Origin of the sequence: Rhizobium sp. TH2 (assembly GCF_024707525.1) — a bacterium.
Lineage (GTDB): Bacteria > Pseudomonadota > Alphaproteobacteria > Rhizobiales > Rhizobiaceae > Rhizobium_E.
On sequence record NZ_CP062231.1, the window covers coordinates 201,981 to 214,870 of the forward strand.

At 63.6% G+C, this 12,890-nt stretch carries 13 protein-coding genes; 6 read left to right on the top strand and 7 right to left on the bottom strand.

The features are described 5' to 3' along the window. Position 1: 1 nt before the first annotated feature. The 5 genes from IHQ71_RS01105 to IHQ71_RS01125 all read right to left on the bottom strand — a co-directional run bounded on the left by IHQ71_RS01105 (position 2) and on the right by IHQ71_RS01125 (position 4,381). Positions 2 to 922 carry an ABC transporter permease gene (locus IHQ71_RS01105; protein ID WP_258160049.1) on the bottom strand — a complete coding sequence of 307 codons (921 nt, stop codon included), beginning with the start codon at positions 920 to 922 and terminating at the stop codon, positions 2 to 4. Continuing rightward, positions 922 to 1,770, bottom strand: a complete 849-nt coding sequence (locus IHQ71_RS01110) for an ABC transporter permease (RefSeq protein ID WP_258160050.1) — start codon at positions 1,768 to 1,770, stop codon at positions 922 to 924. Before IHQ71_RS01110 ends, IHQ71_RS01105 begins: the two co-directional genes overlap by 1 nt. Next, positions 1,770 to 2,351, bottom strand: coding sequence for an ANTAR domain-containing response regulator (locus IHQ71_RS01115; RefSeq protein WP_258160052.1), 582 nt, complete (start codon positions 2,349 to 2,351; stop codon positions 1,770 to 1,772). Before IHQ71_RS01115 ends, IHQ71_RS01110 begins: the two co-directional genes overlap by 1 nt. After that, positions 2,348 to 3,481 carry a transporter substrate-binding protein gene (locus IHQ71_RS01120; protein WP_258160053.1) on the bottom strand — a complete coding sequence of 378 codons (1,134 nt, stop codon included), beginning with the start codon at positions 3,479 to 3,481 and terminating at the stop codon, positions 2,348 to 2,350. The genes IHQ71_RS01115 and IHQ71_RS01120 overlap by 4 nt, the downstream gene beginning before the upstream one ends. A 183-nt stretch (positions 3,482 to 3,664) precedes the next feature. Continuing rightward, entirely contained in the window at positions 3,665 to 4,381 is a 717-nt protein-coding gene (locus tag IHQ71_RS01125) for an HAD-IA family hydrolase (RefSeq protein WP_258160054.1), read from the bottom strand. A 79-nt stretch (positions 4,382 to 4,460) separates the two neighbouring features. Here IHQ71_RS01125 and IHQ71_RS01130 point away from each other — a divergent pair, with 79 nt between their 5' ends. Then, positions 4,461 to 4,817 (top strand): RidA family protein, encoded by a 357-nt coding sequence (locus IHQ71_RS01130; protein WP_258160055.1) that lies wholly within the window; start codon positions 4,461 to 4,463, stop codon positions 4,815 to 4,817. Positions 4,818 to 4,876: 59 nt separating this feature from the next. Here IHQ71_RS01130 and IHQ71_RS01135 read toward each other — a convergent pair whose 3' ends face one another. Continuing rightward, positions 4,877 to 5,299, bottom strand: a complete 423-nt coding sequence (locus IHQ71_RS01135) for a glyoxalase/bleomycin resistance/extradiol dioxygenase family protein (protein ID WP_258160056.1) — start codon at positions 5,297 to 5,299, stop codon at positions 4,877 to 4,879. Between the two features lie 183 nt (positions 5,300 to 5,482). Here IHQ71_RS01135 and IHQ71_RS01140 point away from each other — a divergent pair, with 183 nt between their 5' ends. The 5 genes from IHQ71_RS01140 (at position 5,483) to IHQ71_RS01160 (ending at position 11,301) form a co-directional block, all read left to right on the top strand. Continuing rightward, complete coding sequence (locus IHQ71_RS01140) at positions 5,483 to 6,391, top strand: GlxA family transcriptional regulator (protein WP_258162997.1); 909 nt, start codon at positions 5,483 to 5,485, stop codon at positions 6,389 to 6,391. An 82-nt stretch (positions 6,392 to 6,473) separates the two neighbouring features. Then, positions 6,474 to 7,775, top strand: a complete 1,302-nt coding sequence (locus tag IHQ71_RS01145; protein WP_258160057.1) for a Xaa-Pro peptidase family protein — start codon at positions 6,474 to 6,476, stop codon at positions 7,773 to 7,775. Next, entirely contained in the window at positions 7,775 to 8,458 is a 684-nt protein-coding gene (locus tag IHQ71_RS01150) for an isochorismatase family protein (RefSeq protein WP_258160059.1), read from the top strand. The genes IHQ71_RS01145 and IHQ71_RS01150 overlap by 1 nt, the downstream gene beginning before the upstream one ends. 225 nt (positions 8,459 to 8,683) lie before the next feature. Then, positions 8,684 to 10,294, top strand: a complete 1,611-nt coding sequence (locus tag IHQ71_RS01155; RefSeq protein ID WP_258160060.1) for an ABC transporter substrate-binding protein — start codon at positions 8,684 to 8,686, stop codon at positions 10,292 to 10,294. Next, complete coding sequence (locus IHQ71_RS01160; RefSeq protein WP_258160061.1) at positions 10,282 to 11,301, top strand: alpha/beta hydrolase; 1,020 nt, start codon at positions 10,282 to 10,284, stop codon at positions 11,299 to 11,301. The genes IHQ71_RS01155 and IHQ71_RS01160 overlap by 13 nt, the downstream gene beginning before the upstream one ends. A gap of 112 nt (positions 11,302 to 11,413) precedes the next feature. Here the strand turns inward: IHQ71_RS01160 and IHQ71_RS01165 are convergent, their stop codons facing one another. Next, positions 11,414 to 12,883 carry an FGGY-family carbohydrate kinase gene (locus IHQ71_RS01165; protein ID WP_258160062.1) on the bottom strand — a complete coding sequence of 490 codons (1,470 nt, stop codon included), beginning with the start codon at positions 12,881 to 12,883 and terminating at the stop codon, positions 11,414 to 11,416. Positions 12,884 to 12,890 lie beyond the last annotated feature (7 nt).

The window sequence follows — 12,890 nt, forward strand, 5'->3', positions numbered from 1 at the left end:
GTCAGGTGGTACGGATGCGCGGGTCGATGACCGGCGCGATAAGGTCTGCGAGAAGATTGCCGGTCACAATCGCGAGCGCCGAGGTCAGCGTCACGCCCATGATGATGGGAATGTCGACCTGCTGGATCGCCTGCCAGGCAAGCTGGCCGATGCCGGGCCAGCCATAGACCGCCTCGACCACCACCACGCCGCCCATGAACTGGCCGATATCGATGCCGATCATGGCGATGATGGGCAGGATCGCGTTGGGCAGAGCGTGGCGGAAGATGATGCGGGCCGAGGACAGGCCCTTGGCGCGGGCGGTGCGGACATAATCCTGGTTCAGCACGTCGATCATCGCCGAGCGCACCATGCGGGCATACCAACCGGCGCCGAGTATGCCGAGCGTCATCGCCGGCAGCACGATATGGGAAAAGGTGCCGTAGCCGCTCATCGGAAACCAGCCGAGCGTGACGGCGAAGAGATAGAGCAGCAAGAGCGCCGCGACGAATTGCGGCGCCGAGACCCCGACGAAGGAGGCCATCATCACCAGCCGGTCAATGAGGCTGCCGCGCTTGACCGCCGCGATCGTGCCGAACGTGACGCCGAGCACCACCTCGACGAAAATCCCCGCCGCCATCAGCGTCAGCGTCGCCGGCAGGCGGGCCACGATCAACGTCCAGACCTCGGTTTTCTGGGCATAGGAACGGCCGAGATTGCCCTGCAGCAGCCCCGAGAGATAGTTCCAGAACTGTATCAGCAGCGGCTGGTCGAGCCCGAGCTGATGGCGGATCGAGGCGACCGTCTGGGCCGTCGCGCTACGGCCCGCGAGCATCCGTGCCGGGTCGGCCGGCAGCGCATAGAGCAGCACGAAAGTGATCGCCGCCACGCCGAGCAGGATCAACAATGCCTGTGCCACGCGCTGGAGCAGGAGCGTCACCATCAGCCCCTCCCGCGCTGGGTGGGATCGAGGATGTCGCGCAATGCATCGCCGACCAGATTGAAGGCGAGGGCGGTGAGCAGAATCACTGCACCTGGGATAAACACCAGCCAGGGCGCCGCCTGGAAATAGCTCTGGCTCTCGAAGATGATATTGCCCCAGCTCGGCTGCGGCGGCTGCACACCGATGCCGAGGAACGACAGCGTCGCTTCGAGCAACACGGTCGTCGCGATACCAAGCGTGCCCCAGACGATCGCGGTCGGGATCAGGTGCGGCAGGATATGCAGGAAAAGGATGCGGCCATGTCCTGCGCCGAGCGAACGCTGGGCAAGGATGAAATCCCGCTCTACCAGCCCCCGCGTCTCGGTATAGACGATGCGTGCTACCTGCACCCAGTTGACCAGCGCGATCACCATGGCGACGATCCACAGGCTCGGCCTCAGCAGTGCCGCCAGCACGATGGCGAGCAAGAGCGCCGGAAATGCCATCATCAGGTCGGTGAAACGCATCAATATATTGCCGGCCAGCCCGCGCATGTAGCCGGCAATGATGCCGACCGTCAGCCCGATCGCCACCGCGATGCCATTGGCCACTAGCCCGATGATCAGCGAGGTCCGCGCGCCATAGAGCAGCCGGGAAAAGAGGTCGCGGCCGAGCGTATCGGTCCCGAGCATGAACTGCCCGCCCGGCGGCATCGGCGCGCCTTCAAGCGTCAGCCCGTCGAACATCTGCTCATCCGGATTGAACGGCGCGATCAGAGGTGCCGCGAGCGCCAGCACCACGACGATCACCACCACCGCAAGCCCGAAAAGCGCGGCCGGCTGGCGCAGCAATGAGCGCACCACGCCCATCAGCCAACCTCCGGCAGAGGTTCCGCCCCACCGAGAAAGATCGCCGCGACCTGCTCCATGGAGAGCCGTCGCTGCATGGCGCAGTCGCGCAGGATCGCGTAAGCATGTTCCTCGTTGAGCCCGCGCGCTACCATCAGCTTCTCGACCGCAGCATGAACCAGCGGCCGCATCCGCACGCGTTCTTCGAGATATTGCAGCCGCTCGGTCACCGCCTTGCGTTCCTCATGGATCGATACCGCCATCACCAGCGCGGGATAGACAGCGGAGGCCGCGACCGGCTTCGGAATGATCGCGCTCGCACCCTGTTTCATCGCCCAGGCAATGCGGCCCGGCGCTTCGGAACCCAGCAATGCGACGAGCGGACGATAGGGGGCATCGCCCTCGCCGGGAAGCAGATCGTCCCAGCCCTGGTCGGCATCGACAAGCACGATGTCGGCGCCATCCCAGGTCGCCAGCGGCTCCCATTGCCGCGTCGCCCTGATGCCGAGCAGGCCGAGCTGGCGCGTTAGCCGCTCGGTATTGGCGTCCTCGCGGTGCAGGATCACGGCATGCCAGCCGGTGAAATTCGGCGTCCGGCTCATGACACCACCCTCAGCTTCGCGGGCATCTGCGTGCCGCGCGTGGTGAGATAGGGGTCGGCGGCAAGCGCCGGCCGCGAGGCGATCACGTCGAAGCCTTGGTCAGCATTGATGCGTCCGAGGTGGAAGGGCAGGGCGGCATGGTTGGTGACGCTGTCCACGTCAAGCGGACCGAACAGCGACGGCCACTGCCGCGCATGCACCTCGCGCCGCACCGCCTGCGGTTCGTCGCTGCCCGCCGCAACGATCGCGCCGATGCAGAGATCGACGGCGGTATAGGCGCTGGCGAAGACGCTGGAAATCCGCCGCTCGCGGCCGTGGCGCAGCGCCGCCCGCGCCTTGAATTCGCGATTCTCCGGCGTATCGAGATTGTCGAAATAGGAGGCCGCGCAGAGCTGTCCCAGGGCGGAGCCCGCCGTGATGTCGTCGAGCTCGCATTCCATCAGGTCGCAACTCACGACAGGGCAGTTCTCCGGGCGGAAGGCCGGATCCCGGTCGCCGAGCACCTTCATCGCTTCGAGGAAAGCATAGCTCGATGGTCCGATCAGGTTGTTGAGCACGAAGCTCGGTCGCCGCTCGGCGATCTCGGCGATGATCCGCTCGACGGCGGTCTCTTCGAGCGGCAAATACCGTTCGCCCAGCACCTCGCCGCCGGCATTGGTGATCAGTTCGCGCGCCAGCCGGTTCATTTCCCAGCCCCAGACATAATTGGCGCCGGTCAGATACGGCCGCGCTCCGTAACGCGGGATCAGATATTCGAAGGCCGGGATCAGGTGCTGGTTGGGGCAGCCGCCGAGATAGATCACGTTCTCGTTGGCCTCGAACCCTTCGTATGGGCACATATACCAGAGTAGGCCGTCGTGTTTCTCGACGAGCGGGATCACTTCCTTGCGTGCAGCCGAGGTGATCGTGCCGACAATGTGCCGGCAACCTTCTCGCAACAGGTGCCGCGCGCCGTCGAGATAGGCTTCGAGACTGGCATGCGGGTCAAAGAAGACGGGCTCGATCAGCCGGTCGGATCGCTTGGCAAATTCCTCGATCGCGAATTCCGCGCCGTCATGCGCATCCCGTCCCATCGAGCCGTAAGGCCCGGTGGTGGAATAGAGAATGCCGATCTTCAGCGGTTCGCTCATCCATCTTCCAAACACGAAAAACCCCACGACGCTGGTCCGCGAAGCGCGGGCGTCATGGGGCGAAACTGCCCTGCGACTATCGAAGTCATGTGGTCGCGGATGACTTTTGCCTAATCCGCAGGCGTGATTAAAATACAGACATTCGCCGGGTGTCAAGCGAAATAGGCTGTCTCTCTTGGCAGACTATCCGACGCGCCGCTCCACCGTCAACTGGCCGTTGTCGCTAGTCGAGATCGTGATGCCGACATAGTCGCCGGTCGTCGCATGCGGCGTGTCCATCGGATGGCCATGGGTCGCGGTGATCACCATCACGTCTGCGCCCGCCGCCTCGGCGGCTGCGATTCCGGCCGGTGCGTCCTCGAACACCAGGCAGTCGCTCGCCTTGACACCCAGCCGTTCGGCCGCGAGCAGGAAGCAATCCGGCGCAGGTTTGCCGCGCGTTACATCCTCGGCGGTCACAATATGCTTCGGCACGGCGATCCCCGCAGCCGCCAGTCGCGCAGCCGCCAGTTCCTTCGTCGCCGATGTCACGATCGACCAGCGGTCCTGCGGCAAAGCATTGAGAAACTCGATGATACCGTCGATCGCCATGACACCATCGACATCGTCGATCTCGGCTTGCATCACCCAGGCCACTTCCTTGGCCACGTCGATGCCGGCCAGGTTCTGTTTACGGATCGTGTCCTCGGCCCTAACGCCGTGCATCGTCGGCAGGAATTTTTCGACATCGATTCCGTGGCTGCGCGCCCATGTGCTCCACACCCGTTCGGCGGCCGCGATGGAGCTGAGCAGCGTTCCATCCATGTCGAACAGGAAGGCGGCATAGGATTTGCGGAAAATGGGCGGCAGGTCGGTCAAAGGCTTGTTCCTCGTGAAGGGATGTGAGATGGCAGCCAGCATGCGGCCTCGTCAAGCCACGAGGTCGCGCCAAAGGGCGTCACCGCGATGCCGATCGACAATTCTTTTGTGGGAGAATTCCATGAACATCCAGCGCTTCGACCCCGGCAGCCGCATGAGCCAGGCCGTGGTCTATAACGGCTTCGTATTCCTCGCCGGCCAGGTCGCCTCCGGTGCGCCCGGCGCTTCGGTCGCCGAGCAAACCGCCGACGTCCTCAAGAACATCGACGCGCTCTTGGCGCGTGCCGGCTCCGACAAGACCCGTCTTCTCTCGGCCACCATCTGGCTTTCCGACATCTCGACCTTCGACGAGATGAACCCGGTCTGGGAAGCATGGCTGCCCGCCGGCCAGGCCCCCGGCCGCGCCACGGTCGAATCCAAGCTCGCCGGCCCACAATATACCGTTGAAATTGGTATCATCGCCGCCGTCGGCGCCTGATAATGTAAAGCGCAAGACGGGCCGCTTCGAAGCGGCCCGTCTTTGTCAGAAGAATCCACTCAACCCGTCGGCCCATTAAGGCCCCAGATGATGCCGAACGGGTCGCGCAACTGGCCGTAGCGATCGCCCCAGAACATCTTCTCGACCGGCATCACCACTTCGGCGCCTGCCTTCACCGCCCGATCCCACCAGAAATCGATGTCCTCGACGACGAGTTGAAGCGCGAAACCCTCGTGGCCCTTGAACGGATGGCCATATTCCGGATAGGGATCCGACATCATCAGCGTGCTGCCGTTGACGTAGAGATGCAGATGCATCGTGCGCCCCTTGTCATCCGGCGGCACGCAGTATTTTTCCTCGGCGCCGAACGCCACCTTGTAGAATTCGGCCGCCTTGCGGGTGCCATCAACAGTCACATAGGCGACAAGGCCGCCGAGTGTTTTCGGCAGCGGGGCCATTTCCATCTGCGTTGCTTCGTTCATGATCGTCTCCTCTGATCGCTGGGCCCAATCTGCACGGGCTGAGCCAAGGACGCATCCGCATGGCGCGATCCGACACGTGGCGCGAAATTTTTTTCGTGTTTATGTTCGTAAGACCGTAGACACTTTCACGCTGGCCATCTCGTGACACGCAGCTTCGCCATCCTGATCTTCCCCGATTTCCCGATGATGGCCTTCTCGTCGGTCATCGAACCACTGCGCGCTGCCAACAAGCTGTCGGGCGAAGCGCTCTACGAATGGTCGATCATCGGCGGCGAAAAAGGCATCATCCGCGCATCGAGCGGCATTGCCGTGACACCGGATTACTCGGCCCATAACGCCCCCGCCGTCGACTACATCGTCGTCTGCTCTGGTGGCGACGCCGACCGGCTGCAGGCGCCGCAGCCCCTCAACTGGATTCGCAAGAACCTCCGCAATGGCGCCCATCTCGGCAGTGTTGCCGATGGCGCCTTCTATCTCGGCCGCGCCGGCCTGCTCGATGGCTATGCCTGCACCTTGCACTGGCAGAGCCAGCCGGCCTTCGCCGAAGCCTTTCCGGAGGTCAAGCTGGTGCGCGACATCTACGTCATCGACCGCACCCGTTTCACCTCGGCGGGCGGCATCGGCGCTTTCGACATGATGCTCGATCTCATCGGCCGCCAACATGGCGAGGCGCTCTGTCGTGGTGTCGCCGAATGGTTCGTGCATGACCGCATCCGCGCCTCCACCGATCGCGAGCGGCTGCAGCTTCGCCTGCGCACCGGCATCCGCGACGATCTCGTGCTCGATGCCGTCGCCCATCTTGAAGCAGGCGGGGAGGGGCAGGTCCTGATCTCGACTGTCGCCGACCGGCTCGGCGTCACCATCGAACGGCTGGAGCGCGCCTTCCGCGCCGAGGTCGGTCTCCTGCCGGCGGAATATTTCAAGCGCATGAAATTGCAGCGCGCCCGCGACCTGCTCGAACATTCCGCCATGTCGGTGCGGGAGATCGGGCTGGCCAGCGGCTACCAGAGTTTCTCGGCCTTCGTGCGCGCCTTCCGTACAGTTTACGGCAAGACCCCGGGTCAGGTCCGCCGTGTGGTGGGTGAAAGGTAACCGGCACATCGTGTGCGGTTTCCTGCACAATGCCGGCATGCCACGACGCTATAGTCGAGCGACAATGTTATGAGGTGCCAGCATGTCCATAGTCGTTTTTGATCCAGACCGCGTCGATGATGTCGATTGGCAAGACCGGATGCGCCATCCGATGGCGGAGGATCCGTCCAACGGCATGTGGCTCTCCGACACCGAACCGTCGGCGATCGACGCCTACCAGCTTCGGCAGCAGCGGCTGGCCAAGGTGCGCGCCTGGCTCACGGCATCCGATTACGGCGGCGTCATCCTGTTCGATCCCTATAACCAGCGCTACGCCACCGGCACGCGCAACATGTTCGGCTATTTCCTCCGCAATTCCACGCGCTACATCTTCATTCCGGCCGAAGGCCCGATCACGCTTTTCGACTATCCGCAGAGCTACCATGTCTCGACCGCGCTGGAGACGATCGACGAAGCGCGACCCTCCAAGCTCGTCTGGTCCTCGGTGTCGGGCAAGGACGAATCCACCGCCGCCCCCTTCGCCCGGGAAATCGCCGACCTCATGCGCAAGCAGTCGCCGGGCAACAAGAAGGTGGGCATGGACCGCTCTACCCATCTCCAGGCGCTCGCGCTTGAAGCCGAGGGGCTGGAAGTCCGCGACATCCAGGGCGAAATCCTTGCCGTCCGCGCGGTCAAGACGCCGCAGGAAGTCAAGTGTCTGCAGGTCTCCATGGCCGGCGCAGAAGCTGCCGTCTCCGCCGTCCGTGACGCGATCAAGCCCGGCATCAGCGAAAACGAACTCTTTGCCGTCATGTATGGCGAAGTGATCCGCCAGGGCGGCGAATTCATCGAGACCCGGCTGCTGACCTCGGGCCAACGCACCAATCCATGGTTCAACGAGGCCTCCGGCCGCAAGCTGCGCCCCGGCGAACTCGTCGCACTCGATACCGATACGATCGGCTGCTACGGCTATTACTCCGATTTCTCCCGCACCTTCCGCTGCGGCCCGGGCCGGCCGACGGATTACCAGAAGATGCTCTACCGCATGTCCTACGATCAGGTTCAGCACAATATCGACCTGATCAAGCCCGGCATGGAATTCCGCGAGATCGCCGACAAGGCGTGGAAGATCCCGGATCGCTTCGTCGATCAGCGCTACACCTCGGTCATGCACGGCGTCGGCATGCATGGCGAGACGCCGTTCATCGCGCATGCCATGGATTTCGAGACCTATGGCCGCGAGGGCCATCTGGTGCCGGGCATGGTGGTATCAGTCGAGAGCTATATCGGCGAGAAAGGCGGCCGCGAGGGCGTCAAGCTCGAAGAGGAGGTGCTGGTCACCGAAACCGGCGGTGCGCTGATCTCGCGTTTCCCCTTCGAAGACGACCTGCTTGGAAATCCCTGATGCACTCCGAACTGACCCTCGATCCGCTGAAGACCGCGCTGCTTATCGTCGACCTGCAGGATGAGCAGCGCTCGGAGCCGCTTTCCATGGCGGCCGATCTGGACAAGGTGCTGGCCAATTCCGCCCGGCTGCTCGCTGCCGCGCGCGCCAGTGGCGTCAGCGTCTTCCACGCCGCTTATGTCAGGGATTTCGACATACGCCCGCCACGTCCCTTCGAGCCGCTTGATGCGGACGGCGGTCCCGCCTTCAGCCGCAGTGACAGCCTACTCGTCGCCATCTGTCACGAGGTCGCGCCGATGGATGGGGAGATCGTGCTCAGCAAGAACGACGCCTCGGCCTTCGAGGAGGGCTCTCTCCAGTCCCGCCTCGAAGCCAAGGGCATCGAGTGGCTGGTGGTCGCCGGGGTCTGGACGGAGGCTTGCGTCGCAGCCAGCGTCCGCGATGCCATATCAGGCGGCTTCCGGGTCCTGCTCGTCAAGGACGCCTGCACTTCGGGCACCACGGCGATGCACCAGGTCGGCATCCTCAATCTCGCCAACCGCCTCTACGGGGGCGGCGTCGCCGACACGGACCGCGCCGAGGTTCTGCTTCACGGCGCCACCGCAACCGTCTGGCGCAGCACCAAGCCGGTGCCGTTCCGTTTCACTCTGGAGGATGCACCCCGCCTCTACGCCAGCTTGTGACCCGCTTCAGTCTCTCCCCGACTGACCACCTCCGCCAGCTTTGCGACAAGCAAGGCTGGCGGCTTTGTTTCCGGCGAGCAGTTTAAGATGGTTCCAGTCAATCCCTGCACATTTTTTGCCGATGTCTGCTCATTGGCCGTCGTCCCGTCGCCCTAGGATTGCCGCCAGCAAACCGCTCAAAAACAAACGCGGTTGCCGGGAACCAAGCAAAACTGGAGAGATGAGATGACCGACAGCAGAGAGTCGAAGGGCCTGGCAAGGCTGACATCCGAAGCCGTGTCCGGAAGGATCGACCGCCGCCAATTCATGCAGGGCGCGCTGACTTTCGGGCTCGGCCTTACCGCCGCCTCGGGTCTCTGGACGCGCGAGGTTGCGGCGCAGACGCCGAAATCGGGCGGCTCGTTCCGCGTCGGCCTCGACGATGGCAACACGGCCGACAGCCTCGATCCCGCCACCTACAATTCGCGCTTCATGATCACCATGGCGCATACCAAAAACAATTTCCTCACCGAGATCGCGCCCGACAATCAGGTGGCCGGCGAACTCGCGGAAGCCTTCGAAGCGTCCAAGGACGCCAAGACCTGGACCTTCAAGATCCGCAAGGGCGTCGAATTCCACAACGGCAAGACCTTCGACGCCAATGATGCAATGGCCTCGCTGAACTACCATCGCGCCGAAGCGTCGAAATCAGCCGCCAAGTCGCTGCTCGACGGCATTGAGGAGATCAAGGCCGACGACGCCAATACGCTCACCATCAAACTCAAGTCGGGCAATGCCGACCTGCCATACGCGCTGACCGATTACCACCTCATCATGATGGCGTCGAAGGACGGCAAGGTCGATCCGCAGGAAAAGGCCGGCACCGGCGCCTACAAGCTCGAGGAATTCGAGGCCGGCATCCGCGCCACGCTCTCCAAGAACGCCAATTACTGGAAGCAGGATCGAGGTCATTTCGCCGATGTCTCCTTCACCGCCGTCAACGATGTCGTCGCGCGCCAGTCGGCACTGCTCGCCAACAGTTTCGACGCCATCATCGAAGTCGACTACAACACATCGGAACACCTCGCCAAGGATGCCGGCGTCAAGCTCGATGAAGTGCCCTCCGGCACCCATGTCGGCATGCCGATGATGTGCGACATCGCACCCTTCGACAATGCCGACCTGCGCATGGCGCTCAAGCTCGGTTGTGACCGGCAGGTGCTGATCGACCGCATCCTGAAGGGCCACGGCTCGATCGGCAACGACCATCCGATCGCGCCGGTCATGCCCTTCTTCGACGCATCCCAGACGCAGCGGGAATATGATCCGGACAAGGCCCGCGCGCTGGTCAAGAAGGCCGGCCTCGATGGCCTCACCATCAATCTCTCCGCCGCCGACACCGTCATCACCGGCGCCGTCGACATGGCAACACTCTACGCCGAAATGGCCAGGCAGATCGGCATCACAGTCAACGTCGTGCGCGAGCCGAACGACAGCTACTGGAGCGATGTCTGGCTCAAGAAGCCCTTCTGCATGGCCGGCTGGGGCCAGCGCCCGACGCCGGATATCATCTTCTCGCTCGGCTATGCCGCGGGCGCCGACTGGAACGAGTCGCATTTCAAGAACGACCGCTTCAACAAGCTGCTCGTCGAAGCCCGCGCCGAGATCGACGGCAAGAAGCGCACGGAAATGTATGGCGAAATGCAGCGGCTGGTCAGCGACGACGGCGGCACGATCATCCCCTTCTTCCGCAACTGGCTCTATGCGCGCCGCGCCAACGTCGCCCATTCCGGCCAGCTCTCCGCCAACTGGCCGCTCGATGGCGCCCGTGGAGCAGAACGCTGGTGGTTCGCCTGACGGAGATGGTTCGCCAAAAGGATACGAGCGCCATCGTATTCGATTGGCTGAATGGCGATGTCCGGACGCTTCGCAGGGATTATGAAAGCGTCCGGGCAAAGCCTGTGCCTGCGGAGGCTGAATGGATTGATGCTGGTGGTGTGAGGGTGCTGCACTTTCCCGCTGGCGCCGGCGGCACATCACCCCCTCACTCCGCCTCCGCTTCGCTCGGCGGACCTCTCCCCGCTGGGGAGAGGAGTTCCGAGGCGCTGCGGCTCGCTCCCTCTTCTCCCCAGCGGGGAGAAGGTGGCGCGAATGCGCCGGATGAGGGGGGCAAAGCCATCGTCAAGCCTCGGCTCCGAACCACCGCCATCGTCTATTTCCACGGCGGCGGCTTCATCGTCGGCTCGCCGCTGACACATGCCGATATCGCGACGGAACTGATCAGGCATACCGGCCTGCCGCTCTATTCCGTCGACTATCGCCTCGCGCCCGACCACCCCGCACCCGCCCCGGCGGCGGATGGCATATCAGTCATCCGCCATCTCCTCGGCGAGGGTTTCAATCATATCCTCCTCTGCGGCGATTCCGCCGGCGGCGCCATCGCTCTCTCCGTGGAAGCAACCCTCCCGGTTGAATTGCGCCATCATATTATCGGCGTGGCAAGCTTCTACGGCGCCCATGGCCTGCTCGATACAAACTCGCTCATCGAGAAAGGCAACCGCGAGGATGGCACCGACCGCGCCTGCGTCGCGCGCTATTTCCTGGCTGCGGGCGGCAATGCCTATTCGATCGAAGCCCTTGCCCGACCGTCGCCGGTGCCGGTCTATCTCATCGCGGCGGACGACGATCCGCTCCGCGACGACACCGTGATTCTGGCCAAGGCAATGGAGGTTCACGGCCGTGTCGTGACACTCGATACTGTCGCGGGCGAAAACCACGGCTTCCTGCACCAGCCGCATTACGCGCGCGCCGAGGCGGCACTCGGCCGTTTCGCGATCTGGCTGGGAGCCCTCTCCAACAAATGAAAAGACCCCGCGCGATGCTGAACTGACCCCCGAAGCTGATGTCCAACTTTCGGGGGTCAGTTCATCCCCGGGGGAACAGGTTCATTTAAAACGAAAAATCGTTGAACGAAGCCTATCGGGAATGCGCCACGAGCTCGGCATTAAAGGCTTCGAGCTGGCCGTAAAGTTCCCGGTATTTGCCATAGGCGTAGTCATAGCGCGCGGCGAGCGAAGCGTCCGGCTCGAACGAGCGGTCGATCGCCACAAGCGCGGCGGCCGCTTGCCTGATCGAGCTGAACAGCCCGGTCCCGACGCCCGCGAGAATGGCCGCGCCCAGCACCCCTGCATCGAGGTTCTTCAGCCGCATGACAGGCTTGCCCAGCACATCGGCACGGATCTGGCACCAGATATCCGATCCCATGCCGCCACCGGCTGCCCTATAGTTCTCCACCACGACATCGGCCGATTTCTGTAGCGCATCCATCGAAAGCCTGGCCGAAAACGCCACGCCCTCCATCACCGCCACCGTGAATTCCGCCGGCCCCATCGAGGAATCCACGCCGGAAAAGCTTGCCCTGGCACTTGCATTCCACACCGGCGCCCGCTCGCCCTGCAGATGCGGCAGGAAGATCGGCGGCATGCGGCTACGGTCGAAATCGGAAGCCAGTGCGGAAAGGTCGGCAGGCGTGCGCCCCAGCAGGTTCGAAAGCCAGGCGATCGACGCGCCACCCGCCTGCGTCGGCCCGGCATGGAAGGTGATCTCCTCGCAACGCGGAAAGGCGATCACCCCCGGTACAGGCATCTTGGTCTTCGAGACCACGCCGAGAATCTCACTCGTGCCGCTGAGATAGAGCCCGTCGCCATCATTGACCGCACCGGCACCGACAACCCCAGCCCAGGCATCCATCGTTCCAGTGACGAGCAATGCGCCGGCACCCGGAAGCCCCGCCTTGATCCGCCCCGCTGCAGCGGTGAACGGCCTGAGCGGCGCCAACCGTCCGCGCGCACCATCGACCAGCGCGATCAGGCTCTCGATATAGGCCAGGCTCTGGTCGATGACGCCAAAGCTCGCCATCGGATCGGCCACCACCTCGCCGGTCAATTGCAGGATGCAATAGTCCTTCGGCGCCATCACCCAGCGCGTCTTCGCCCAGATCTCGGGCCGGTTTCGCCTTACCCATTCCATCCGCGCGAGCACATGGCTGGCATCCACCGGCAGCGGCGCACCCCACCAACCGATCTTCTCGGCCACATCAAGATGCGCGTCGATCTCGGCGGCCACGCCGGCGCAGCGTCCATCCTGCCAGATGATCGCCGGCATCAGCTCCTTGCCATTCTCGTCCACGAAGACATGACTGTTGACCTGCGACGTCAGCCCGACGCCCTGCAACTGGCCATCGCCGAGCCCTTCGGTAAGATGGCCGAGTGCCGCCAGAACATGGGTCATCCAGTCGGCGGGATCCTGCTCCACCCGGTCGGGCGGCGTCCGATGCATGGGGTAGCTCTGCGCATAGGTTTTCAGCGCCTGGCCCCGGATATCGTAAAGCGCAGCCTTCACCGCCGTCGTGCCGACATCGATCCCGATCAGCCTTGCGTCATTCATGGTGGAG

Coding starts and splice junctions, on each gene's coding strand:
- IHQ71_RS01120 (WP_258160053.1), bottom strand. CDS start 3,481: ATGAGCGAACCGCTGAAGATCGGCATTCTCTATTCCACCACCGGGCCT.
- IHQ71_RS01130 (WP_258160055.1), top strand. CDS start 4,461: ATGAACATCCAGCGCTTCGACCCCGGCAGCCGCATGAGCCAGGCCGTG.
- IHQ71_RS01135 (WP_258160056.1), bottom strand. CDS start 5,299: ATGAACGAAGCAACGCAGATGGAAATGGCCCCGCTGCCGAAAACACTC.
- IHQ71_RS01105 (WP_258160049.1), bottom strand. CDS start 922: ATGGTGACGCTCCTGCTCCAGCGCGTGGCACAGGCATTGTTGATCCTG.
- IHQ71_RS01145 (WP_258160057.1), top strand. CDS start 6,474: ATGTCCATAGTCGTTTTTGATCCAGACCGCGTCGATGATGTCGATTGG.
- IHQ71_RS01115 (WP_258160052.1), bottom strand. CDS start 2,351: ATGAGCCGGACGCCGAATTTCACCGGCTGGCATGCCGTGATCCTGCAC.
- IHQ71_RS01165 (WP_258160062.1), bottom strand. CDS start 12,883: ATGAATGACGCAAGGCTGATCGGGATCGATGTCGGCACGACGGCGGTG.
- IHQ71_RS01110 (WP_258160050.1), bottom strand. CDS start 1,770: ATGGGCGTGGTGCGCTCATTGCTGCGCCAGCCGGCCGCGCTTTTCGGG.
- IHQ71_RS01150 (WP_258160059.1), top strand. CDS start 7,775: ATGCACTCCGAACTGACCCTCGATCCGCTGAAGACCGCGCTGCTTATC.
- IHQ71_RS01125 (WP_258160054.1), bottom strand. CDS start 4,381: ATGCTGGCTGCCATCTCACATCCCTTCACGAGGAACAAGCCTTTGACC.
- IHQ71_RS01155 (WP_258160060.1), top strand. CDS start 8,684: ATGACCGACAGCAGAGAGTCGAAGGGCCTGGCAAGGCTGACATCCGAA.
- IHQ71_RS01140 (WP_258162997.1), top strand. CDS start 5,483: ATGATGGCCTTCTCGTCGGTCATCGAACCACTGCGCGCTGCCAACAAG.